This window comes from Curtobacterium sp. MCBD17_030, assembly GCF_003224255.1.
GTDB lineage: Bacteria > Actinomycetota > Actinomycetes > Actinomycetales > Microbacteriaceae > Curtobacterium.
Genome location: NZ_QKLI01000009.1, coordinates 1 through 22,682, shown reverse-complemented (window position 1 = coordinate 22,682; position 22,682 = coordinate 1). Strand labels below are relative to the sequence as shown.

23 protein-coding genes and 1 pseudogene are annotated in these 22,682 nt (G+C 72.5%); 17 read left to right on the top strand and 7 right to left on the bottom strand.

The window, feature by feature from the left end:
• Positions 1-65 precede the first annotated feature (65 nt).
• Positions 66-2,201, top strand: coding sequence for an efflux RND transporter permease subunit (locus tag DEI89_RS09700; protein ID WP_110903850.1), 2,136 nt, complete (start codon positions 66-68; stop codon positions 2,199-2,201).
• A gap of 12 nt (positions 2,202-2,213) precedes the next feature.
• Positions 2,214-2,864: a GntR family transcriptional regulator gene (locus DEI89_RS09695; protein WP_110903849.1), complete on the top strand. Its 651-nt coding sequence runs from the start codon at positions 2,214-2,216 to the stop codon at positions 2,862-2,864.
• A gap of 12 nt (positions 2,865-2,876) precedes the next feature.
• Here the strand turns inward: DEI89_RS09695 and DEI89_RS09690 are convergent, their stop codons facing one another.
• Positions 2,877-3,713 (bottom strand): YdcF family protein, encoded by an 837-nt coding sequence (locus DEI89_RS09690; protein ID WP_181421578.1) that lies wholly within the window; start codon positions 3,711-3,713, stop codon positions 2,877-2,879.
• A gap of 137 nt (positions 3,714-3,850) precedes the next feature.
• Between DEI89_RS09690 and DEI89_RS09685 the strand changes: the two genes are divergently transcribed.
• Genes DEI89_RS09685 through DEI89_RS09675 form a run of 3 tightly spaced genes read left to right on the top strand, consistent with a single transcriptional unit; the run spans position 3,851 to position 6,810 of the window.
• Positions 3,851-5,356: an LCP family protein gene (locus DEI89_RS09685; protein WP_258366326.1), complete on the top strand. Its 1,506-nt coding sequence runs from the start codon at positions 3,851-3,853 to the stop codon at positions 5,354-5,356.
• A gap of 60 nt (positions 5,357-5,416) precedes the next feature.
• Positions 5,417-6,031 carry a sigma-70 family RNA polymerase sigma factor gene (locus DEI89_RS09680; RefSeq protein WP_181421576.1) on the top strand — a complete coding sequence of 205 codons (615 nt, stop codon included), beginning with the start codon at positions 5,417-5,419 and terminating at the stop codon, positions 6,029-6,031.
• On the top strand, positions 6,028-6,810 hold the full coding sequence (locus DEI89_RS09675; RefSeq protein WP_110903845.1) for an endonuclease/exonuclease/phosphatase family protein: 783 nt from the start codon (positions 6,028-6,030) through the stop codon (positions 6,808-6,810). The genes DEI89_RS09680 and DEI89_RS09675 overlap by 4 nt, the downstream gene beginning before the upstream one ends.
• Before the next feature lie 3 nt (positions 6,811-6,813).
• On the opposite strand, the gene DEI89_RS09670 is transcribed toward DEI89_RS09675, so the two are convergent.
• Positions 6,814-7,557 carry a hypothetical protein gene (locus DEI89_RS09670; protein WP_146236734.1) on the bottom strand — a complete coding sequence of 248 codons (744 nt, stop codon included), beginning with the start codon at positions 7,555-7,557 and terminating at the stop codon, positions 6,814-6,816.
• Between the two features lie 136 nt (positions 7,558-7,693).
• On the opposite strand from DEI89_RS09670, the gene DEI89_RS17355 reads away from it, so the two are divergent.
• Together DEI89_RS17355 and DEI89_RS09665 are read left to right on the top strand one after the other, a co-directional pair.
• The gene (locus DEI89_RS17355) at positions 7,694-7,900 is read left to right on the top strand and encodes a hypothetical protein (RefSeq protein WP_146236733.1); all 207 of its coding nucleotides are present in this window, start codon (positions 7,694-7,696) and stop codon (positions 7,898-7,900) included.
• Between the two features lie 99 nt (positions 7,901-7,999).
• Positions 8,000-8,911: a glucose 1-dehydrogenase gene (locus tag DEI89_RS09665; RefSeq protein ID WP_110903843.1), complete on the top strand. Its 912-nt coding sequence runs from the start codon at positions 8,000-8,002 to the stop codon at positions 8,909-8,911.
• A gap of 108 nt (positions 8,912-9,019) precedes the next feature.
• Here DEI89_RS09665 and DEI89_RS09660 read toward each other — a convergent pair whose 3' ends face one another.
• Complete coding sequence (locus DEI89_RS09660; protein WP_110903842.1) at positions 9,020-9,340, bottom strand: hypothetical protein; 321 nt, start codon at positions 9,338-9,340, stop codon at positions 9,020-9,022.
• Positions 9,341-9,543: 203 nt separating this feature from the next.
• On the opposite strand from DEI89_RS09660, the gene DEI89_RS09655 reads away from it, so the two are divergent.
• Together DEI89_RS09655 and DEI89_RS09650 are read left to right on the top strand one after the other, a co-directional pair.
• The gene (locus DEI89_RS09655) at positions 9,544-10,236 is read left to right on the top strand and encodes a TetR/AcrR family transcriptional regulator (protein WP_110903841.1); all 693 of its coding nucleotides are present in this window, start codon (positions 9,544-9,546) and stop codon (positions 10,234-10,236) included.
• Between the two features lie 110 nt (positions 10,237-10,346).
• Positions 10,347-10,541, top strand: a complete 195-nt coding sequence (locus DEI89_RS09650) for a DUF2795 domain-containing protein (protein WP_110903840.1) — start codon at positions 10,347-10,349, stop codon at positions 10,539-10,541.
• A gap of 181 nt (positions 10,542-10,722) precedes the next feature.
• Here DEI89_RS09650 and DEI89_RS09645 read toward each other — a convergent pair whose 3' ends face one another.
• Both DEI89_RS09645 and DEI89_RS09640 read right to left on the bottom strand, forming a co-directional pair.
• Positions 10,723-11,163 (bottom strand): OsmC family peroxiredoxin, encoded by a 441-nt coding sequence (locus tag DEI89_RS09645; protein ID WP_110903839.1) that lies wholly within the window; start codon positions 11,161-11,163, stop codon positions 10,723-10,725.
• A gap of 213 nt (positions 11,164-11,376) precedes the next feature.
• Positions 11,377-13,193 (bottom strand): annotated as a pseudogene (locus DEI89_RS09640) (gamma-glutamyltransferase family protein).
• Between the two features lie 279 nt (positions 13,194-13,472).
• On the opposite strand from DEI89_RS09640, the gene DEI89_RS09635 reads away from it, so the two are divergent.
• The 5 genes from DEI89_RS09635 (at position 13,473) to DEI89_RS09615 (ending at position 18,556) form a co-directional block, all read left to right on the top strand.
• Complete coding sequence (locus tag DEI89_RS09635) at positions 13,473-14,633, top strand: peptidoglycan DD-metalloendopeptidase family protein (RefSeq protein WP_110903838.1); 1,161 nt, start codon at positions 13,473-13,475, stop codon at positions 14,631-14,633.
• Between the two features lie 42 nt (positions 14,634-14,675).
• Positions 14,676-15,317 carry a DNA alkylation repair protein gene (locus DEI89_RS09630; RefSeq protein ID WP_146236732.1) on the top strand — a complete coding sequence of 214 codons (642 nt, stop codon included), beginning with the start codon at positions 14,676-14,678 and terminating at the stop codon, positions 15,315-15,317.
• Positions 15,318-15,396: 79 nt separating this feature from the next.
• Positions 15,397-16,227, top strand: coding sequence for a cytochrome c oxidase assembly protein (locus tag DEI89_RS09625; protein WP_110903836.1), 831 nt, complete (start codon positions 15,397-15,399; stop codon positions 16,225-16,227).
• Positions 16,228-16,328: 101 nt separating this feature from the next.
• Positions 16,329-17,534, top strand: coding sequence for a zinc-dependent alcohol dehydrogenase (locus DEI89_RS09620; protein WP_110903943.1), 1,206 nt, complete (start codon positions 16,329-16,331; stop codon positions 17,532-17,534).
• Positions 17,531-18,556: an NAD-dependent epimerase/dehydratase family protein gene (locus DEI89_RS09615; protein WP_110903835.1), complete on the top strand. Its 1,026-nt coding sequence runs from the start codon at positions 17,531-17,533 to the stop codon at positions 18,554-18,556. Before DEI89_RS09620 ends, DEI89_RS09615 begins: the two co-directional genes overlap by 4 nt.
• Positions 18,557-18,775: 219 nt before the next feature.
• Here DEI89_RS09615 and DEI89_RS09605 read toward each other — a convergent pair whose 3' ends face one another.
• Complete coding sequence (locus tag DEI89_RS09605; protein WP_309146518.1) at positions 18,776-19,243, bottom strand: MarR family transcriptional regulator; 468 nt, start codon at positions 19,241-19,243, stop codon at positions 18,776-18,778.
• 197 nt (positions 19,244-19,440) lie between these two features.
• On the opposite strand from DEI89_RS09605, the gene DEI89_RS09600 reads away from it, so the two are divergent.
• From DEI89_RS09600 to DEI89_RS09590, 3 genes are all read left to right on the top strand, one after another.
• Entirely contained in the window at positions 19,441-20,088 is a 648-nt protein-coding gene (locus DEI89_RS09600) for a hypothetical protein (protein ID WP_110903833.1), read from the top strand.
• A gap of 95 nt (positions 20,089-20,183) precedes the next feature.
• A complete protein-coding gene (locus DEI89_RS09595; protein ID WP_110903832.1) occupies positions 20,184-21,068 on the top strand; it encodes a S26 family signal peptidase in 885 nt (294 codons plus the stop codon).
• Positions 21,065-21,916 (top strand): LamG domain-containing protein, encoded by an 852-nt coding sequence (locus DEI89_RS09590; protein WP_110903831.1) that lies wholly within the window; start codon positions 21,065-21,067, stop codon positions 21,914-21,916. The genes DEI89_RS09595 and DEI89_RS09590 overlap by 4 nt, the downstream gene beginning before the upstream one ends.
• 239 nt (positions 21,917-22,155) lie before the next feature.
• On the opposite strand, the gene DEI89_RS17665 is transcribed toward DEI89_RS09590, so the two are convergent.
• A partial coding sequence (locus DEI89_RS17665; RefSeq protein WP_181421574.1) for a hypothetical protein occupies positions 22,156-22,682 on the bottom strand: 527 nt, incomplete at its 5' end.

Below are 22,682 nucleotides of genomic sequence, written 5' to 3'. Positions count from 1 at the left end.
TGACGACGTGACTGGTGCAGCGCAAAAGTGATCAGCATGCTGACGATCGGTGTACGCTCGCCGACGTGTCCCGCTCCCTCCGCATCGTGGTCCCCGCGCTCGTCGTCCTCGTCTGGCTCGTCGTCGCCTCGGTCGGCGGCCCCTTCTTCGGTCGCATCTCCGAGGTCTCCACGAACGACCAGACCTCGTTCCTGCCGGCCTCGGCCGACGCCACCGCGGTGCAGGACCGCAGCAGCGACTTCCGGGACGCCGGCGGGGCGCCGGCCGTCATCGTGTTCGAGCGGGACGGCGGCCTGACGGCGGCCGACACCGCCGCTGCCGGCCGCATCGCAGACGCCCTCGGCGACCGGGACGACGTCGACCAGGTCAGCCCGGTCATCCCGAGCGAGGACGGCGGCGCCGTCGAGATCGTCGCCACGCTGACCGCCTCCGCCGAGACCGGGGACGCGGTCGCCGCCATCCGTGCGGACGTGGACGACGCCCTGCCGGACGGGCTGCGCGGGTACGTCACCGGCCCGGCGGGCTTCACCGCCGACCTGACCGAGGCGTTCGCCGGCATCGACGGCCTGCTGCTCGGGGTCGCGCTGATCGCGGTGCTCGTCATCCTGATCGTCGTCTACCGCTCGCCGCTGCTGCCGTTCCTGGTGCTCGCCACCGCCGTGTTCGCCCTGACCGCGTCGATCCTCGTCGTCTGGGCACTCGCGAAGGCCGGCGTCGTCACCGTGAACGGGCAGGTGCAGGGCATCCTCTCGATCCTGGTGATCGGCGCCGCGACCGACTACGCGCTCCTCTACACGTCCCGGTACCGCGAGGCCCTCCGCGACCACCGGGCCGGATGGGACGCCACCAGGGCCGCGCTCCGCGGCAGCCTCGAGCCGGTCATCGCCTCGGGCGGCACGGTCATCGTCGGCGTGCTGTGCCTGCTGCTCTCGGACCTCAACTCGAACAAGGCGCTCGGCCCGGTGGCCGCGATCGGCATCGCGTTCAGCGTGCTCGCCGCCCTCACCCTGCTGCCCGCGCTGCTCCTCTGCTTCCGCCGGGCCGCGTTCTGGCCGCTCAGGCCGACGTTCGGCAGCGCCCACCCGGTCCTCACCGGCCCGGATGCCCGGGGGCTCTGGGCCCGCGTCGGCCGGCTCGTCGGCCGGCGCTCCCGGACGGTCTGGATCGTGTGCACCGTGGGCCTCCTGGCGATGGGCACGGGCCTGCTCGGCCTCCGGGCGGACGGGGTGCCGCAGAGCGAGCTGGTGATCGGGCAGTCGCAGGCGCGCGATGGTCAGACCGTGCTGGCCGACCACTTCCCCGGCGGTTCCGGCAGCCCCGCCCTCGTGCTCGGCGACGCCGACCGGATCGACGAGCTCGCCGACGCGGTCACGGGTGTGGACGGGGTCGACGGCGTCACCGCGGCGGCCGAGGACTCGCCCTCCGGCACCACGACGGTCGGCGCGGGCGCCACCACGAGCACGACGCCCGGAGCCCCGGCCGCCGACCCCACCGTGTCGCGGGGTCAGGTGCTCCTCGAGGCGACCCTCGCCGACCCGGCGGACTCCGGCGCGGCCGAGCGGACCGTCCGCGAACTCCGCACCGCGGTCGAGCGCGTCGACCCGGGCGCCCGTGTCGGCGGGGTGACCGCGACGGCGATCGACACCGACGACACCGGCATCCGCGACCGGACGCTCATCATCCCCGTCGTGCTCGCGGTGATCCTGCTCATCCTCATGCTGCTGCTCCGGAGCATCGTCACGCCGCTCGTCCTCATCGGCAGCGTCATCGTGTCCTTCGCGGCCGCGCTCGGCGTCGGCGCGCTCGTCTTCGACCACCTGTTCCACTTCCCCGGCGCGGACCCGTCGGTACCGCTGTTCTCGTTCGTGTTCCTGGTGGCGCTCGGCGTGGACTACAACATCTTCCTCATGACCCGGGTGCGCGAGGAGACCCTCCGGCACGGTCCCCGCGAGGGCGTGCTGCGCGGGCTCGGGGCCACCGGCGGGGTGATCACGTCCGCCGGCGTGGTGCTCGCGGCCACCTTCGCGGCCCTCGGCGTGATCCCGATCCTCTTCCTCGTGCAGATGGCCTTCGTCGTCGCGTTCGGCGTGCTGCTCGACACCGTGGTGGTCCGCTCGCTGCTCGTCCCGGCGCTCGTCCTCGACCTCGGCCGCCGGGCCTGGTGGCCGTCGCGCCTCTCGCGCCGACCGCGTGACATGTGACACGCTGACCGCATGCCCGTTCCCGCCACGCAGCCCGCCGCCGAGCGCAAGCTCCTCCGCGACACCGTCCAGGACAAGATCCGCGACGCGATCATGGACGGCACGCTGGAGCCCGGTGAGCGCCTGAACGACGACGACCTGATCGCCTGGCTCGGTGTCTCCCGCACCCCGATCCGTGAAGCGCTCGCCGAACTGGCCCGCGCCGGGCTCATCGAGATGGCGCCGAACCGGTACACCCGGGTCGCGGCACCGACGGCGGCCGAAGTGCTCGACGCGTACCAGACGCTCGGCGTGATCTACGGCGGCGTGGTGCGGCTGGCGGTCCCGCGCTTCACCCACGCCGAGCGCCGCGAGGTCGTGGCGACGCTCGACCAGGTGCTCACCCGTCTGGGCGAGGGTGAGCAGGCCGCGCTGGCGCACGACGGCGCCGACGTCTACGCGATGTGGGCCGACGCATGCGGCAACGCCTCGCTCGCGCAGCTGTGCCGGTCGACGACCGACGGCCTGTCCTACAAGCTCCGCGTGCCCGAGATCGCCGAGGTCGTCCCCGTCGAGGCCGTCACGCCCCACATCGCGGACCTCCGCGACGCCGTGCGCGCTGGTGACCCGATCGCCGCCGAGCTCGCCATGGAGGCCGTGCACCTGCTGCCCGGACGCGACTGAGCCCCTGGCGCGTCAGGCCGGCAGCATCCCCGTCGCCAGCCCCGCGCCCCACAGCACCACGATCGCGGCCAGCGCTCCGAGGTGCCACCAGCCGTGCATCACGAGCACGGCCGCGAACTCGCGGAGGAACGCGCTCGGCACCGACTGCCGCGCGGTCGGCGCCCCGAGCACCCGGGCGTCCAAGCCCGTACGACGCGCCGTCATCGCCGTGCGCATCACGTGGTAGTCGTTCGTGACGACGAGCGTCCGGCCGTCGACCCCGGCGTCGCGCAGGACCTCGTGCGAGAAGCGGAGGTTCTCGCGGGTGTTCGTCGACCGGGTCTCGCGGCGCACGAGCTCCGCCGGCACACCGTGGGCGACGAGGTACTCCGCCATCGCGTCGGCTTCGGTGCGGTCCTCGTCGTCACCCTGTCCGCCGGAGGGCACCACGATCGGGGTGCGGCCAGCGGCGACGGACCGGTGGAACACCTCGAGCGTCCGGTCCAACCGCGAACGCAGCATCGGCGAGACCGCGCCGTGCACGAGCCCGCAGCCGAGGACGACGAGCGATTCGGCCTCCTCCGTGACCCGGACGTGGCCGTAGGTCAGGGCGGCGCCGAGGAAGACGAGGAACACCAGTGCCAGGTAGCCCGCCAGCGCCAGCACCAGGACGAGCAGGGCGGTGCTCACCGTCGTGCCGACCGCCGCGAGCACCGCGACGAGGACCCCGAGCGCCAGGACGGCGAGGCCGGCGACCAGCGCGAGGAGGCGGGTCAGGCTCCGCGCACCCCGTCGGAAGGCCCGGACGCCGTTCACCAGCAGAGGCACCGCCACGGCGGCGCAGCAGACGGCGGCGACGGTCAGGAACACCCGACCGACAGTACGGGGCATCCATGGGTGGACGGCGGCGGGTGCGCCGGCCCGCCTCCGGGCCTCCCGGCCGGTGCGTACAGGTCGTCCAGGCGGAATCCATGTCATCCGTGCGCTCCACGGTTATGGTTCTCCCCGTGACGAACGCACCCGAGGAGACCAGGCCGCGCCGGGCCGATCGCGCCGTGCCGCCCCGCCACGGACGCCGCAAGCGCCACTGGGGAGTCGTCTTCCCCGCGCTCGCCGGGGTCCTCACCATGGCCGTGCTGCTGAGCGGCGGGTACGCCGCGTACGCGTACAACCGCCTGGCCAGCAGCGTCACGAAGGTCGACGCCATCGGCAGTGCACCGCCCGCGAAGGACGACGTCGACGGCCGAGCGATGAACATCCTGCTGGTCGGCGACGACCACCGGCCGGACAACGCGACGCCGGAGGAGATGGCGGAGCTCAACACCCAGTCCGACGGTGGGGCGACGAACACCGACACGATGATCGTGCTGCACATCGCCGCGGACGGTCGGAGCGCGACGATGATCTCGTTCCCACGTGACTCGTACGTCGACATCCCGGGCGTCGGCAAGGGCAAGCTCAACAGCGCGTTCTCGTACGGCACCATGAACGGCGGCGGCGACACCGGCGGTGCGAAGAAGCTCATCGCGACCATCCAGGGCCTCAGCGGGCTGACGATCGACCACTACGTCCGTGTCTCGCTGCTCGGGTTCTACGAGATCGTCAAGCAACTCGGGCCGGTGAACGTCTGCCTGAACCAGGCCGTCCAGGACGACTACTCGGGCGTGGACCTGCCGGCCGGTGTCTCGGAGCTCGACGCCTCGCAGGCCCTGTCGTTCGTCCGGCAGCGCCACGGTCTGCCGAACGGCGACCTGGACCGTCAGGTCCGGCAGCAGTACTTCCTGTCGCAGGAGGCGCGGAAGATCCTGTCCGCCGGCACCCTGCTGAACCCGGTGAAGACCACGAACATCATCGACGCGATCGGCAGCTCGGTGGAGACCGACCAGGGGCTCGACATGCTGACCCTGGCGCGGCAGATGAGCAACCTGCGCCCGTCGAACATCAAGTCGGCGACCATCCCGATCCTCGGCACCCCGACCATCTACCCGAACGGTTCGGCGCTGTCGATCGTCGAGGTCGACACCGCCGGCATGCCCGCGTTCGTCCAGGGGCTCGTCGGGGAACCGCCGGCGTACACGACGGCGACGGCGGCTGCCGCCGGCTCCGTCACGGTGACGGTCTCGAACGGCAGCGGTGTCACCGGTGCCGCGGCGGCCGCCTCGACGGTCCTCGCCGGCCGGGGCTTCCAGGTCGGTGCCCCCGGTTCCTCGGCCACGACGGCGGCGACGATGGTGCAGTACCCGGCCGGCATGGAGGCGCAGGCCAAGGCACTGGTCGCCGTCGTGCCCGGCGCGGTGCCGGTCCAGAGCACCGCCGTGCAGGGGGTCACCCTGGTGCTCGGCACGGACGGCAAGACCCCGCAGGCGGCCGCGCAGCCGGGTACCGAGACACCTGCCCCCGCCGAGCCGTCGAAGGAGGCCACGGCCCCGAAGCCGACGAAGGAGGCCACGGAGCCGAGCCCGTCGTCGACCGCCGTGCACGAGTACGGCCAAGAGGGCGTCTGCATCAACTGAGCGGCGTGACGTGCCGGGTCGTCCCGCTGCTGTCCAGACTGGCATGTCACATTGCACGGTGTGGACGAGGAGTTGCGCCGACGACGGGACGAGGAACGCGCGCTGCTGCTGCGGGTCGCCGCGGGGGACCGGGAGGCCTTCCGCCGGATCGACGAACGGTTCCGACCGCTCGTGCTGCAGGTCGTCCGTCGGCAGCTGCGCGACGACTGGCTGGCCGAGGACGTCACGCAGGACGTGATGCTCGAGGTCTGGCGACTCGCACCGCGGTACGACCCGGCACACCCGGCGATCGCCTGGATCCGGACCATCGCGACCCGGCGGGCGGTCGACCGGGTCCGGAAGGCCCAGGCGGACCGCGACCGGGACCGGCGCGTGGGGATCCGCGACCACGAGGACGTCGACCACGGTGCTCTCGACCGCGCCGAGTCGGTGCTCGACCGGATGGCCCTGCGTCGGGCGCTCGAGGCGCTGCCGGAGCGACAGCGCCACGCGGTGGCCCTCCGCTACCTGGCCGACCTGACCGGGCCCGAGCTCGGTCGGGTGCTCGGCGTCCCCACCGGCACGGCGAAGTCCCGGGCCCGCGACGGCGTGCTGACGCTCCGGCGGACGCTGGTCGGTCCGGCAGGCGAAGGCAGCGGAGGCTCCGGGGGCCGCGCGGGTAGGTTCGACGGGTGACCAGCACCGCACGCCCGATCACCCTCATGACCTACAACATCAAGAACCCGGACCCGGTGCACGACTGGCCTGCCCGACTGCCGGTGGTCCTCGACGTCATCCGCCGTCACGATCCTGACCTGCTCTGCGTGCAGGAGGCCTTCGACCACCAGATGGACGCCCTCCGCGCGGGCCTGCCGGACCACGACGCCGTCGGCCAGGGGCGCGAGGGCGGCACCGCGGGCGAGCACGCCGCAGTGTTCTACCGACGCGACCGGTTCCGGCCCGTCGAGTCCGGCTCGTTCTGGCTGTCGGACACCCCCGACGAGCCCGTCTCGAACACCTGGGACAGCCTGTACCCGCGGATCGCGAACCACGCGCGGTTCCTCGATGCCGAGGGCCCTGCCTTCACCCTGCTGACGACCCACATGGACCACGAGCAGGGCCCGCACGGCGACGAGGTCCGCCGACTCAGCGCATCGCTCATCGTGCAGCGACTGTCCGTGGTCGACGGTCCGGTGCTCTTCGCGGGGGACTGCAACGAGCCGGCGGGGTCCGGTGCGGCCTCGCAGGTGTTCGCGGACGCCGGGTACACCGACGCATGGACGGTGGCGGGGGACCCGGACGACCACACGGCGTCCTACAACGACTGGCAGCCTCCGGTGGCGACCGAGGAGCGCATCGACTGGGTGTTCACGCGTGACGTCGCCGGAGTCGATCGGGTGCAGATCGACCACGACGGGCCGGAGACCTGGTTCGCGAGCGACCACTTCCCGGTGATCGCGACGATCCGGGTCTGAGACTCAGCAGCCGCGGGCGGGGCGGATCGGCATCGGCGAGCCGATCACGGTGACGGTGGATTCGTCGGTCAGGACCGAGACCCCGTTGGCGCCGTGGCCCGAGCGTTCGTCGTCGTCGGACCAGCCGCGCTCGAGCAGCAGCTGCCACGCCTGGGCGTCGTCCGACCCGAGCGACTCACGCTCGCTCTTCGACGCGTCGTCGATCTGCTGGGAGACGTCGTCGCCGACCCGGACCCCGTGCGGGCCGGAGAGCTCGATGACGGCGCCGAGACGGGACCGGACGTGGTCGCGGAGCACCCGGACCTCGACCCGGTTGCCGGCCCTGCCGGGCTGGGACAGGGCGGCGACGCGGATCGCACCGCCCCACGTCGAGGTCGTGCTGGCCGGGACGCACCGGCCGGCGTCGCCGACGGCGGTCTGCGTCCGGGCGGGGGTGCCGAGGATGCGGTTGAGTACCCCGACGGTGTGCTTGGCGTCCCGCATGGAGACGGTGGTGACGGTGCGGTCGTCGGCACGGAGGACGATCGACTCGGCGCGGAGCTCGACCGCGTCGACGGACTTCAGGGCAGCGGCGGACACCGGGCGCCACGTGGGCACTGGATCGGCCGTGCGGGTCGCCGACCCACTGGGCTCAGCGGCCGCGGCACGGTCGGCGTCCTGGCCGGACCAGTGGTCGACCGCAGCGCCGTTGCCCACCACGAGGGCGAGCGCCACGGCGCTGATCGTCAACACGGTCCTGGGAGTCACTCGCTCGACCGTAGCCGCACCTCCTGCAGCGGGCGACAGGTGTTACCGAAACGGTTCCGCACCGTCACCGGACCGTGACATTCCCGGAACGCGGGTCCGGGGCCGGTACGGGGTCGCCCCGGGTAGCGTCGGCCCCATGGCGGAGTACGTGGTGGACAGTAGCGGAGACAGCGTGGCGCACGGCGTCGACCTGATCGACGGCGACGAACCGGCTGTGCGGATGATCGTCCACGGCGACCTGCCGTCGACGATCGACCACGACGGCCGGACCTGGGCCCGCACCGGCGATGCCGAGGACCAGGGCGAGGACGCCCCGCCGATCGCGGTCTACCGACCGGTCTGAGCGGTCGTCCGGACCGGTCCACGCAGCATCAGCCGGACTGCGCGGCGGGGGACGGCCCCCTGAACGGCAGCGGGTGACCCGGTGCGTAGCGTCGCACGCATGACGGACCAGCGGATCGACCAGTACACCATGCAGGACCCGACGAAGCTCTACGCCGACAAGAAGCCGGACGAGCAGTACCTCAAGGGTGCCGGCACCGACGCCGAGATGGCGGAGAACGTCCCCGCCGACCACGGCGAGGACACCTACCGGGGCTCCGGCCGCCTCGAGGGCCGTAAGGCGCTCATCACCGGCGGCGACTCGGGCATCGGCGCGGCCGTCGCCATCGCCTACGCCCGTGAGGGTGCCGACGTCGCCATCGGCTACCTCCCCGAGGAGCAGGAGGACGCCGACCGCATCATCGCCCTCATCGAGGCCGCGGGTCGCAAGGCCGTCGCGCTCCCGGGTGACATCACCTCGCTCGCGTTCTGCGAGGAGCTCGTCGCCTCCGCGGTGGAGCAGCTCGGCGGGCTCGACATCCTGGTGAACAACGCCGGCAAGCAGCAGAACGTCGACGCGATCACGGACATCTCCGACGAGGAGTTCGACGAGACCTTCAAGACCAACGTGTACGCGACGTTCCGCATCACGAAGGCCGCCGTGCCGCACCTCGCGCCGGGCTCGACGATCATCAACACGACGTCGATCCAGGCCTACGCGCCGTCGCCGAACCTCGTGCACTACGCCGCGACGAAGGCGACCGTGAACAACCTCGCGAAGGGCCTCGCCGCACAGCTCGCGCCGAAGGGCATCCGCGTCAACGCCGTCGCACCGGGTCCGATCTGGACGCCGCTGCAGCCGGCAGGCGGACAGCCCGCCGAGGACCTGCCGTCGGTGGGCGAGGAGACCTACCTCGGCCGCTGGGGCCAGCCCGCCGAGCTCGCGCCGGCCTACGTGTTCCTCGCCAGCGGCGAGTCGTCCTTCGTCGTGGGCGAGACGCTGCACGTCGACGGTGGCATGCCGACGCCGTAGTCGTCACACCGGCGGTGACGCCGGATGCGCACCCACGCGGTGACGCCGGACCGGACGGGAGGCCCGTGGCTGCGTAGCCACGGGCCTCCCGTCCGTCGTACGGTCCGGTCAGCGCGTCCCGCAGGTGCGCGCCATCGACTCGAGCAGTTCGCGCGCCGCGAGGGCGGCGGCCAACTCGACCTCGACGGGGTTGATGCCGACGGCCTGCTCGAACTCCCGGCGTCGGGCCTGCAGGGCAACCGGGACCTCGGGCCGTTGCGGCAGGACGGCGATCGCCTGGGCGGCGGCCTCGAACGCACCCTCGGGGCGACCGAGGTGCTCCCACATGGTGCGGACGTCGTGCGCCACCTGCTCCGGGGTGCTCGCGAACTCGAACCCGGCGGACGCCATGGTGGCCAGGCCCTGTGCGGTGGAGTCGTTCGGAGACATCCCGGCATCGTCACACACCCGGCATCGGACACGCCCAGGCAGTGGCCGCTGAGCGCCGTCGCTTGTCCCCCATGTTGCCGACCCCCGTACCGGGGATGCGCGTCACCCGTGATCTACGCCAGGATCGTCATGCGGACAGGACGTCCGCACCCCCGGACGCGACGGCCACGACCTGACCGCGAGTCCCGGACACGGAGGGCACGATGCTCGAGGACACCAGCGCCGACACGGTGGCTGCCGCTGCGGCTGCGGCCACCCTGCACCTGCGGATCAGGATCGTGGGTGCCACGGTCGACCTGCTCCGTGACGTGCCCTTCCACGAGGCACGCGTCGAGCACGTCGCCGAGCGGCTGGACGTCTCGACGTACGAGCTCCAGCAGCACTTCCCGTCGTGGGACGGACTCGTCCTGGCCGCGGTCGACCGCTGGAACGGTGCCCGGATGGACGAGGTCACGCGCGAGGTCGGCAACGGCAGCACGGTCGAGCTGCTCCGTGCGATCGTCGCCTCGAACGCGGACGACCCGGCCCTGATGCGCCTGCTCGTCGCCCTGCTCAGCGTCGCCGGCAACCCCGAGCACGCCATGTCGACGTACCTGCGCTCGCGGTACCAGCTGTTCTTCTCGCAGGTGAAGCGCGGGTTGGAGCACGACATCGCGGTCGGCCGCGCCCCGCACACCATGGACCCCCGCCGCGGGGCCGAGCAGCTCATCGCACTGTACGAGGGGCTGCAGCTGCAGGCCCTCCTGCGCAGTGACCTGGACCTGGTCGCGGCGTTCGACCGTGCCGTCGCCCGTCTCGAGCGCGGCTGGATGGAACGGTACGAGGCGACCGCGCAGCGACGTCTGTCGACCTGGGGCGACGTGTCCTGGTCCGACGACGAGACCTGGTCGGTCTGACGGGAGGCGCGGGCCGGCTCGTGCCGTCCGTGCTGGCCGCCGACCGCATCCGCTGGGTCGTCGCCGAGGGGAGCCCGGGTACGCCGGGAAGCCCAACGGAAGGAACGATCGTGGCAGCACCGAACCCCATCCAGATCCAGAAGTACCTGAGCGGCATCGACTACCCCGCCTCGAAGGACGACGTCGTGTCGACCGCCGAGAAGGAGAACGCCCCCGACGACGTGCTCGAGGCGCTCCGTGCGATCCCGGACGGCGAGTACGACGCCCCGACCGCCGTTTCCAGCGCGGTCTCGGACGCGAGCTAGGAACCGTCTCCTGCGCGGGGCGGCTGCGGCCGCGCGGGTCGCCGCCGGAGTCGGGTGACGATCTGGTTCACCCAGGCCGGTCGCCCGCCGTCCTCGTGCGCAGCCCTGGTGCCTGTGCACGACTGACGGGAGGCTGCCCACCGGTCCGGTGGGCAGCCTCCCGTCAGCGCGTGGCTCGGTGTTACTGCTCGAACGTGGCGTGCAGTTCGATGTCGACACCGGTGAGGGCCTTGCTGACCGGGCAGGTCGCCTTGGCCTCGTCGGCGGCCTTGAGGAAGGTCGCCTCGTCGATGCCGGTGACCTCGCCGTGCACGGTGAGGACGATGCCGGTGAGCTTGAAGCCGCCGGCCGAGTCCGGACCGAGCGAGACGTCGGCCTTGACGTCGAGGGACTCGACGGTGCCGCCGGCCTCGCCGAGGATCGCCGAGAACTGCATGGCGTAGCAGGACGAGTGCGCTGCGGCGATGAGCTCTTCGGGGCTGGTCGTGCCGCCGGCATCGTCAGCGGCGCGCTTCGGGAAGGACACGTCGTAGGTGCCGACCTTCGAGCTGGAGAGTTCGACCTGGCCGGAACCGTCGTTGAGGCCGCCGTTCCAGGCGGTGCGTGCGGTGCGTGTGGGCATGGCCGCTCCTTTCGTTCGGGTGTGTGGGCCGGGTGCGACCCTCGGTGCCGAGTCAATCGGAGAACGATCGTTCTCGCAACCGGTTCCCGGGGAAGACGCAGGCTCGCGGTCCCGGCCGCTCCGGTACCGCGGCCCCAGGAGTCACCCTTTCGCATCGCGGACACGGACACGGAAGCCGTCGCGGCCGCCTGACCGGCGGCACCGCGAGCGCGCTCAGCGCCCCGCCGCGTACCCCTGCGCGCCTCGCGGGTTCGCGGCCGCACCGACCACCCCGGTCTCCGGATCCCGGGTGACGCACGTGAGCCGGCCCAGGCTCCAGTCGCCCGCGCGCGTGACGACGTGACCACGGGCCTCCAGTCCGGCGATCACCGTGTCGCCGAGCCGGTCCTCGACGACCAGGCCCGCCGGCTCCCACGTCCGCGGCCAGAACGACCCCGGGAACGACGTCGTGTGCAGGGCCGGGGCGTCGATGGCCTGCTGCGGCGTGTACCCGCCGACGATCCAGCGGAGCAGGAACAGCAGCTGCCACTGGTCCTGCTGGTGCCGCCGGGGGAACCGAGCGCCATGACCGGCACGCCGTCGCGCAGGACGAGCGTCGGGGTGAGTGTGGTGCGCGGGCGCTCGCCGGGGCGCAGGGTCGACGCGGTGCCCTCCTCGAGCCAGGTCATCTGCAGCCGCGTGCCCAGGCAGAAGCCGAGCTCGGGGATCGTCGGCGACGACTGCAGCCAGCCGCCGGAGGGCGTGGCGCTGACGATGTTGCCCCAGCGGTCCACGACGTCGATGTGGCAGGTGTCACCGCGGGTGTCGCCGTCGGGCGCGACGAACGGTTCGCCGCGGTCCTCGACCGGGACCTCCGCGCGCGCGTCGACCGGTCCACGCCGGGCGCCGGGCACGGTGGGCTCCCCGACCCCGGCCGCGCCGGTCACGTCGTACGAGGTGCGGAGCGGCGGCAGGACCGGGTCGACGCCCGGCACGTCGCCCGGGCGGAACTCGGCCGAGGCGGTGTCCGCGATGAGCGCCCGACGTGCAGCGACGGTGGCGTCGGCGAGCAGGACGTCGAGCGGGACCGTGCCGTCGCCGTAGAACGCCTCGCGGTCGGCGAGGGCGAGCTTCAACGCCTCGACCACCGTGTGGGCGCCGAGCTCGGTCGACGGGTCCAGGCGCTCGTCGTCCAGCGGCTCGAGCATCCGCAGGGTCTGCAGGAGCGCCGGCCCCTGCCCCCACGGCCCGGTCTTCGCGATGGTGTGGCCGCGGAACTCCGCGGTCGTCGCCGGTTCGGTGGTCGCCCGGAACGCGGCCAGGTCCCCGGCCCGGAGGACGCCGGCGTGGTCGGTGCCGGACGAGTGCCGGTGCGGCTGCCGGACGAAGGCGTCGATCGTCGTCGCGACGAACCCCTCGGCCCACTCCCGGCGGGCGGCGTCGATCCGGGAGGCCCGTCCACCGTCCGCCCCGCTGCCGTCCGTGTCCGCGCCGGCCGCGACCAGCCGGTCGAACACCGAGGCGAGCGCCTCGTTCCGCACCAGGTCCCCGGTGACGGGAGGCGCGCCTCCCGTCAGCCACCGCTCGGCGGAGGTGGGCCAGTGGTCGCGGAACAGGTCCGCGACCGCCGTGATCGTGCGGACCACGCCGGCGCTCACCGGGTGGCCGTCGCGGGCGTAGCCGGTGGCGGGGGCGAGCACGTCCGCGAGCTCCCAGGTGCCGTGGTCGCGGAGCAGCAGGAGCCAGGCGTCGACCGCTCCCGGCACGGCCGCGGCGAGGGCGCCGGCGCCGGGGACCAGGTCGAGCCCCTCGGTGCGGAAGTGCTCCGGGGTCGCCCCGGCCGGAGCCGGACCCTGGCCGACGAGGACCACGGGGGTCGGGTCCTCCGCGGTCGCGTACACCGCGGTCAGGTCCCCGCCCGGGCCGTTGAGGTGTGGCTCGACCACGTGCAGGACGAACGCGCCCGCGACCACCGCGTCGAAGGCGTTGCCGCCGCGCTCCAGGACCGACTGGGCGGACGCCGTGGCGAGCCAGTGCGTCGAGGCCGTCATCCCGAACGTGCCCTGCAGGTCCGGACGGGTGCGTTCCGCGCCCGGACGGACGAAGGCGGGGTTCGGCTGAGCGGGCATGGGTCCCATCCTGTCCCCGGAACGCCGCGAGCACACGGACACGCGTCGCGCAACGCCCCCGGACCGGGGGATGGCCCTGATCGGTTCCGCCTGCGAACCTTGACCGTCGAGTCGTACAGGGACGCCTCGACACCGGACACGCACCGCGCTGGCGCTCGGCCGCCCGCGGTGGGCCTCACCACGAGCAGGGACGACCACCACATGATCAGGGCACGAGCACGCTTCGCCGCGGCCGTCACCGCTGTCGCGATCGCGGCCGCGGGACTCGTCGCGGTCGCCGCACCGGCGCACGCAGCGACCACCTACACCGGCACCGCCCCGGCGGGCACCTGGCTCCGGGCCGGCGACCAGGTGACCTCGCCGAACGGGCAGTTCCGCCTGGTCATGCAGGGTGACGGCAACCTCGTCGAGTACGGCATCGGGAACGTGGTGCTCTGGGCGTCGAACACCTCGAACCAGTCCGGCGCCGCCGCGGTCGTCCAGAAGGAGGGACCGCTGTCGATCATCAAGAACGGCAAGCTGCTGGCGCAGTGGGGCCCGAAGAGCTCCCCGACGAAGAGCCTGGGCGTGAACGGCGACGGCACCCTCCTCCTGCTGAACACGGCGAACGCGACCACCTGGAAGCTGCAGACGTTCCAGAACCGGGTGCCGGCCGGGACGACGATCCTGCCCGGCACGGTGCTGCGCTCCGGTGCCGGTCGTGACCAGACCTTCACGATGCAGACCGACGGCAACCTCGTCCAGTACGTGAACGGCGCCGCGGCCTGGTCGTCGAAGACCTTCCGGCACCCCGGCGCGACCGCCGCGGTGCAGACCGACGGCAACCTCGTCGTCTACCCGAAGGGCGGCGGGACGGCGCTCTGGGCCTCGAACACCTCGCGCAAGGGCGGCGGAGCGCTGCTGGTGCAGCTCGACGGCAACGTCGTCCTCTACGGGAAGGCGGACACCCGTTCCTGGTCGACGAAGAAGGTCACCGGACTGCAGTGGCCGGTCGCCGGCACGACGATCACCGGTCGCTACGGCGACGACCGCGGCGCAGGCCACGTGCCGCGCTACCACCAGGGCACCGACTCGCCGGTGAAGATCGGTACCCCGGTGTACGCCTCGGGGACCGGGCGGGTGACGACGGTGGTCCGCAACAACGCCAGCTACGGCAACTACGTCGTCGTGACCTACGGCCTGACCACGGTGCTGACGGCGCACATGAGCTCGATCGCGGTCAGCAAGGACCAGGTCGTCTCGCTGAGCACACAGCTCGGCAAGTCCGGCAACACCGGGCAGTCCACCGGCCCACACGTGCACGTCGAGACCCGGGTCAACGGGACGCTCAAGGACCCGCTGACGATCCTCGCGTTCCGCTGACGACCGGCCGGCGTGCCGCACCCCGGCCGTAGGGTGGAGGGGATGTCACGTCCCACCGCCGAGGACGTCCTCGTCGCGTTCGCCCGGACGCCGGGGGACGTCGGCGCCGCACGCCGGGTCGCCCGACGCTTCGCGGACCTGGACCCGGGGGAGCGGTCGGCGCTGCTCTGGAGCGAGGACCCGGGCGGCCGCCTCGTCGCCGTGGTGCTGCTCCTGCAGGCCGCCCGCGAGCGGCAGGCCGAGCACCGCGGCCCGGATCCGGACCTGACCGACGAGTACCTGTCCGCGCTGCGGGCCGAGCGGCTCGACGACCCGGTACTGGTCGACCTGGCCGCCGAGGACCTGGTCGGCACCCCGCTGCTCGGCGGCTCGACCGGGCCGCTGTTCGCCCTCGCGAAGTCCGACGTGGCGCTCGTCCGTCGGGCCGCGGTCGTGGCGACCCTGGCGTTCGCGAAGCAGGGCGACGCCGAGGTCCCGCTCGCCGTGGTCGGTCGCCTCGTCCGGGAGCGCGGCGACGTCGTGCAGTCGGCCCTCGGCCGGGTGCTGCGCGAGGTCGGCAAGCGGGCGTCCGAGGTCGAGCTCGTCGCGTTCCTCGAGCGGCAGGGCCGGTTCCTCAGCCGCGCGGCCCTCGAGACCGCGACCGAACACCTGCCGCCGGGAGAACGGGACCGATTGCGCGGCTGACCAGTCGCGGGACCCCGTCGCGCCGAACACCGCGTACCGGTCTCCGACAGGATGGTCGGACGACGACAGGAGCTCATCAGTGCACTCTCACGGCGGCACGCTCGGGACCTTCACCCTCATCGCCCTCACCGTGGCGGGTGCGGTGTACATCGTCGGGTCGTCCGGACAGCGGCGCCGCGGGCACGCCGCCTGGCCCCCGGCACGGACGGTCTCCTGGATCGCCGGACTGCTGGCCGTCGCCGCGGTGCTCGTCGGGCCGCTCGGCCACGCCGGTGGGCACGACCTCACCACACACGTCCTCGGCCACGTCGTCATCGGCATGGTCGCCCCGGTGCTGCTGGTCCTCGGCTCGCCGGTGACACTCGCCCGCCGCACGCTCGAACCCGTCCCGCTGCAGCGCCTCGGTCGCCTGGCCGGCAACCCGCTGACGCGGGCACTCGCGTTCCCGGTGGTCGCCGCGGTCCTGGCCGTCGGCGGGTCCTGGCTGCTCTACACCGGCACCACTGCGGCCGACTCGACCCGCGACCCGGCCCTGCACTCGGTCGTGATGATCGGGTTCCTGCTCGCCGGACTGCTCCTGACCGCGAGCGTGGTCGGAGTCTCGGCCGGCATCCGTCGCAGCCCGCGCTGGCTGCGGGTGACCGTCCTGGTGCTCTCGACCGCCGTGCTCTGCGCCGAGTCCGCGCTGATGGCCGCGGCCGGGGTGCCGGACATCCCCGCCGACCAGGTGCCGTCCGCCTCGGCAGCACTCTGGATCGGTGCGGTGCTGTACGCCGTCGCGCTCGGTGTCGTGGTCGCCGGGGAGCGTGCCCGCGACGAGCGCACCGCACGCGACGACCAGGTGGCCGCAGACGTCCGGGAGGCGCGCCCCGCGCCCGCCGCACCCGTCGCCTCCGACCCGGTGCGCTGACCGGCCCACGCTGGGAGGCTCCGCGAGGCGGAGGCGTACCGATGGGACGACGCGTGCCGGGCCTCCCGTCCGGCCGCGACCGCGACGAGAGGAGCGCACGCATGCGCGCACTGACCTGGCAGGGCACCGAGAAGGTGTCCCTCGAGACCGTTCCCGACCCGACCATCCAGGAGCCGACGGACGCGATCGTCCGGATCACCTCCACGGCGATCTGCGGCTCCGACCTGCACCTGTACCGCGTCCTCGGCCCGTACATCGACAAGGGTGACGTCCTCGGCCACGAGCCGATGGGAATCGTGGAGGAGGTCGGCTCGGCCGTCACGAACCTCGCGGTCGGCGACCGTGTCGTCGTCCCCTTCAACATCTCCTGCGGGCACTGCTACATGTGCCAGCGTGGGCTGCAGTCCCAGTGCGAGACCACCCAGGTGACCGCGTACGGCAGCGGAGCCGCCCTCTTCGGCTACACCAAGATGTACGGCCAGGTCCCCGGTGGTCAGGCCGAGTACCTGCGTGTGCCGCACGCCGACTACGGTCCCATCAAGGTGCCCGACACCGGTGCCGACGACCAGTGGCTGTTCCTGAGCGACATCCTGCCGACCGCGTGGCAGGCCGTGCAGTACGCCGACGTCCCCGAGGGCGGCACGCTCGCGGTCCTCGGACTCGGCCCGGTGGGGCAGTTCGCCGCCCGCATCGGCAAGCACCTGGGCTACCGCGTGCTCGCCGTCGAGCCGGAGCAGGTCCGTCGTGACCTCGCGGCGAAGTACGACATCGAGACGTTCGACCTGTCGAAGGACCTCGTCGCCGAGCTCGTCGACCTGACCGACGGCCGTGGCCCGGACGCCGTCGTCGACGGAGTCGGCATGGAGGCGCACGGCAACCCCGTCGCCGGGTTCGCCCAGCGCGCCGCCGGCCTGCTGCCCGACAAGCTCGCGCAGAAGGCCATCGAGACCGCCGGTGTCGACCGCCTGGACGCCGTGCACACCGCGATCGACCTGGTCCGTCGCGGCGGCACCGTCTCGCTGAGCGGTGTCTACGGCGGCATGGCCGATCCGATGCCGATGATGACGCTGTTCGACAAGCAGATCACCATCCGCGAAGGCCAGTGCAACGTGAAGCGTTGGATCGACGACATCATGCCGCTCGTCGAGGACCCGTCCGACCCGCTCGGCACCCTCGACCTGACGACCCACCGGGTCTCGCTCGAGGACGCCCCGCACATGTACGAGGTCTTCCAGAAGAAGGAGGACGACTGCATCAAGGTCGTCCTCGACCCCGCACTGCCCGCAGGTACCCCGGCCGCGGCATGACCAGGATCGTCGTCGTCGGCGCCACCGGGAACGTCGGGACCGCGCTGCTCCGCCGCTTCCGGGACGCCGGCGCCGACGTCGTCGGGGTCGCGCGCCGACGGCCGGACCTGCGCGCCCAGCCGTACGACAGCGCGCTCTGGCACACCGTCGACGTCGGCGCCCCGGACGCGATCGACCGGCTGACGGCGGTCTTCCGCGGCGCCGACGCCGTCGTCCACCTGGCGTGGGCGCTGCAGCCGACGCACGACATCCCGGCCCAGCACCGCACCGACGTGACCGGCACCGCGAACGTCCTGGCCGCCGTCGCGGCCGCGGGCGTGCCGCAGGTCGTCGTCGCGTCCTCGGTCGGCGCCTACCGCGGGGTCGACGCCGACGGCAAGCGCACCCCGGTGGACGAGACCTGGCCCGCCGACGGCATCCCGACCGCCACCTACTCGATCCACAAGGCCGAGAACGAGCGCGCGATGGACGTCTTCGAGCGCGAGCACCCGGACGTCGTCGTGACCCGACTGCGTCCCGGCCTGGTGTTCCAGCGCGACGCCGCAGCCGAGATCCGTGGCCTCTTCCTCGGGCACCTCGTGCCGATGCGGATCGTCCGCTGGATCCGCTGGGCCGTGCTGCCGCTGCCGTACCCGTTCGTGTTCCAGGCCGTCCATGCCGACGACCTCGCCGACGCGTACTGGCGGGCGATCGACCGGAAGGCCCGGGGAGCGTTCAACATCGCCGCCACACCCGTGCTCACTCCGCCGCGGATGGCGCGGGTGTTCGGGATGCTCGGAGCGGTCCGCGTGCCACTCGGCCTGGTCCGCGGGCTCGTCACGCTGACCTGGCGGCTGCGCCTGCAGCCCACCGATGCCGGCTGGGTGGACATCGCGGCCGGCGTGCCGATCATGCGCACCGACCGGGCGCGCGAGGTGCTCGGTTGGGAGGCACGGCACAGTGCCGAGGACGCGATGCGTGACCTGGTGGCCGGGTTCGCGGACGAGCACGGTGTGGCGGCGTCGCCGCCGTTGCGGGGCTGAGGCGTCCGTGTCCCTGACCGAGGCGAGCACCGACGCGTTCGGAGGCCGGGCCCAGCACGTGACGGGCGTCTCGGGGGCCTCGAACCACGGCGACTCGGGCGGGCCGCTCATCGTCAACGGCAAGGTCGTCGCCACGTGCTCCACCGGCGACAGCGCCGACCCGGGCGCGAACACCCGCGCGGGGTCGAACCAGGCCCTGCTGGCGCAGGCGTCGTTCGTTCAGCTCGCGGAGGCCGGTGTCGCCGGGTCGGCGGTCGCGGCCTGCTGGAACAGGCCGGTCGCCAGGTCGTTGAGGACCGCGTGCAGGTCCCCGCGGTGGCCGGAGTCGACCGCGCGCAGCATGGCGGCGTAGCGCTCCCGGTAGTCCGCGACGACGTCCTCGCCGGCGGGCCGCAGACGCAGCAGCGACCCGCGCCGGTCGGACGGGTTCGGTGTGCGCTCGAGCAGCCCTGCGGCGGACAGCCGGTCGACCATGTTCGTCACCGCGCCTGAGGTCAACCCGAGGAACCCGGCGACCTCGGTGGGGGTGGAGTAGCCGGTGTCACTGATGAGCACGAGGGCGCGGAGACCACTCTCGTGCACGCCGGCGCGGGCGCTGAGCTGCGCGACCAGGCTCGCGTTGGCGCGGACGACGGCGTCGAACGCGGCCGTCAGGTCCGTCGCGTCGTGCTCGTCCTGCTCACTCACGGGCTGGTCTCCAGATCTCTCTCGTTGCGGGAGATTACCGGTGCGCCGGGCGTCGATGCGCCTCCCGTCCGCGGTGTCCCCCGCTCTGGGGGCCTTGCGGCGGTTCCATGTTGTTGAACCGATGACTATCTTAATCATTGAGCAATCGGCCGAACGGAGATTGCGAAAGAGACCATCCACGAACATCGAGGTACCCCGTGTCCAACCAGCTCCGCACCTCCCCGCTGAAGCGCATCCGTTTCGCACCCGTGGCGCTCCTCGCGGGCATCTTCGCCGCCGTGCTCCTCTCCCTCTCGCTCACCGGCACCCTCTCCGGGTTCGCCGCGAGCATCACCAACAGCAGCAACACCGCCGCCAGCGGCACGTTGATCATGCAGGAGCAGAACGCCAACGCGTCCGTCACCTGCCTCAGCACCGACGGCGGCTCGGTCTCGACCAACGCCGCGACCTGCTCGACCATCAACAAGTTCGGTGGCAGCACGACGATGACCCCGGGCAACACGGTCAACACCCCGATCACCATCAAGAACACCGGTACCGCCGCCGCCAGCACCTTCACGCTGACCCCGGGCGCCACCTGCACGCAGAGCGCCAACGGCACGTCGAACGGCACCGCGACCGACCTCTGCGCGAAGATGAACCTCGTGGTCACCTCCGGCTCCACCACCGTCTTCTCCGGCACCCTCGCCAGCTTCAAGGGCGGCGCCGCGATCACGCTGCCCACCGCTCCCGCCGCCGGTGCGAGCGTCCCCTTCAACTTCGCGGTCACCCTCGACTCCTCGGCCGGCAACACCTACCAGGGCCTCGCCGCCTCGGTGCCGATGACCTGGACCTTCACCGCCTGATCCGACCAACCTCAGACCGGCGACGCTCGACCGACCCCCCTACGGTCGAGCGTCGCCATTCCCCTTGACCACCACCGACCAGGACGGAGCAGCACATGAGCCTCACCTCGGCCATCCCGCTCAGCGGGACCCTCCCGCGGCCGCTCCTCGGCGGACGTGCGGTCAGCCGCTCCGAGACCGTCCTCGCCTGGTCGGTCGCCGCGATCGCGGCGCTCCTCCTCACCGCCGCGGTCCTGTTCCTCACCAACGGCGGCCGCTGGTTCGTCGTCGAGACCCCGTCGATGGGTGAAGCCGCCCCGGTCGGCACGCTCGTCCTCGACATGCCGGTGCAGGCGTCGTCCCTCCGGGTCGGCGACATCGTGTCCTACCGGACTGCCGCGAACCCCGACGTCACCTACACGCACCGCATCGTCGCGATCGACCCCGACGGCGGCATCCACGCCCGCGGCGACGTCAACGGCGCTCAGGACCCGTGGACGCTCACGCAGGAGAACCTGGTCGGCGCCCCGGTCCTGCTCGTCCCGCACCTGGGCTGGCTCTTCCGGGCCGCCCCGATCCTCCTGGTCGGCACGCTCCTCATCTGGGCCCTGACCAGCGTCTTCACCGACCGGGTCACCCGCGGCAGCCTGCGCATCGCCGGCAGCTCCCTCACCGTCTCGTACGCGGCGTTCGTGCTCAAGCCGTTCGTCAACGTCACGACGATCTCGAACACGTCGGCGAAGGGCAGCGTCGAGGCGACCGTGGTGTCCTCGGGCATGTTCCCCGTCCGCATCGACGCGGTCGGCGGCAACACCGTGCACCTGGTCGACGGCGAAGTGGGCCGCATCACCATCCACGAGCTCACCCACAACGGGCAGTACCAGCTCATGTCGAACATCGACCTCGACCCGATCGGCTGGGCCGCGCTCATCGCCGCCTGCCTGCTGCCGCTGCTGTTCTGCCTGGCGATCGGCCGCGTCGAGACGGTGCGTGCCGCGTGAACCTGCACCGACTCCGTGACGGCAAGGTCGTCGCCGTCCTGCTGGTCGTCGCCCTGGCCGTCGTCATCGTGCTCAACCAGTTCGCGCCGACCCGGTCCGCGTTCACCGCGAAGGTGACCAACGGGTCCAACAGTGCCGGCACCGCCAGCTACTTCACCTGCGCGAGTGCCGTCGACGCGGAGAACGCCAACGCCCTGTTCACCTACCAGCTCGCCGAGGCCGCCGGCGCGAAGACCGCCGTCGACGACTCCGGCAAGGGCGCGAACGGCACCTACCAGGGATCGATGGCCTCGACGACGGCGACCCCGAAGGCCTGCCCTCGCGACGCCGGCGGCGCGTACGTCCTGGACGGGTCGACCAGCTTCGTCTCCACTCCGACGATGTACCGCAACCCGACCACCTTCAGCGAAGAGGTGTGGTTCCGCACCACCGTCGCCGGCGGACTGCTCATCGGCTTCGGCAGCAACCAGGTCGCCGCCTCCGGGCAGCACGACCGCCAGGTGTACCTCAACACCAGCGGGCAGCTCGTCTTCGGCTCGTACAACAACACCACGCAGGTCGTCACGTCGCCCAAGGCCTACAGCGACGGCGCATGGCACCACGTCGTCGCCACGATGTCGGCCACGACCGGGATGCGGCTGTACGCCGACGGGGCCCTGGTGGCCTCGAACGCTGCCTTCACCGCCCCGGAGAACGCGAGCGGGTACTTCCGCGTCGGCTACGACACGATCACCGGGTGGCCGGGTGCCGGCAACTACTACTTCGCCGGCTCGATGCGGTTCGCTGCCGTGTACAGCTCGGTGCTCTCCGCCACGCAGGTCACGGGCCACTACAACGCCGGGCGCTGAGTCGACTCACTGACGGATCTGCCGGTGTTCGGGACCCCTGGGAACCCGCGCTCCCGGCTGCCACGACGACGACCGGCACCGCGTCGTTCCCATGACCTCCGCCACGACCGGCATCCCCGGGACGGCGGCGGCGCACTCGTGGCGTCGAACGCGGATCCCGGCCGCCGCAGGACCGCACCGGTACCTGAGGTGGGCCGGACACGGCGGATGCCGTCGCCGACCGCCGATGGTCCGTGCGGTCAGCGGGCGCAGGAGGTGCGGCCGAGTCCGAACAGGCGGATCGTGGTGATCCGCACGGTGGACGACGACGTGGCCGTCCACGTGTCGGTGAGGTCGGTGCGCACGCTGATGGTCGAAGTCTTCCAGACGAAGAAGTCCGATGCGCCGAGCGTGACGTCCCGCGCGCGGGCCGCGGTGCTGATCCCGCTCGCGGCCCCGTCGACCAGGACCGTGAAGCGTTCGGGTGCGACCCCGGAGTAGGCCCACCCCACGTCGACCGCGGCGTTGCCGACGTTCACGCAGGTGAGCCCGGTCACCGGGGTGGCGACCGCGGTGGTGATCGAGCTGGTCCCGGTGGTCGTGGCCGCTGCGAAGGCCGCTGCCGCTGCGGGTGCGGGCAGCGCGACCCCGACGACGGCGCACACCGTCGCCGCGACCACGACGGTCCGGGCGCGGGCGCGGGCGCGGGGGCGGGTGAGGTGCTGCTCTTCCCGGACCCAGACCACGCCGGGGTGCTGCGCCTGCACCGGCTCCAGGACGTGGACGC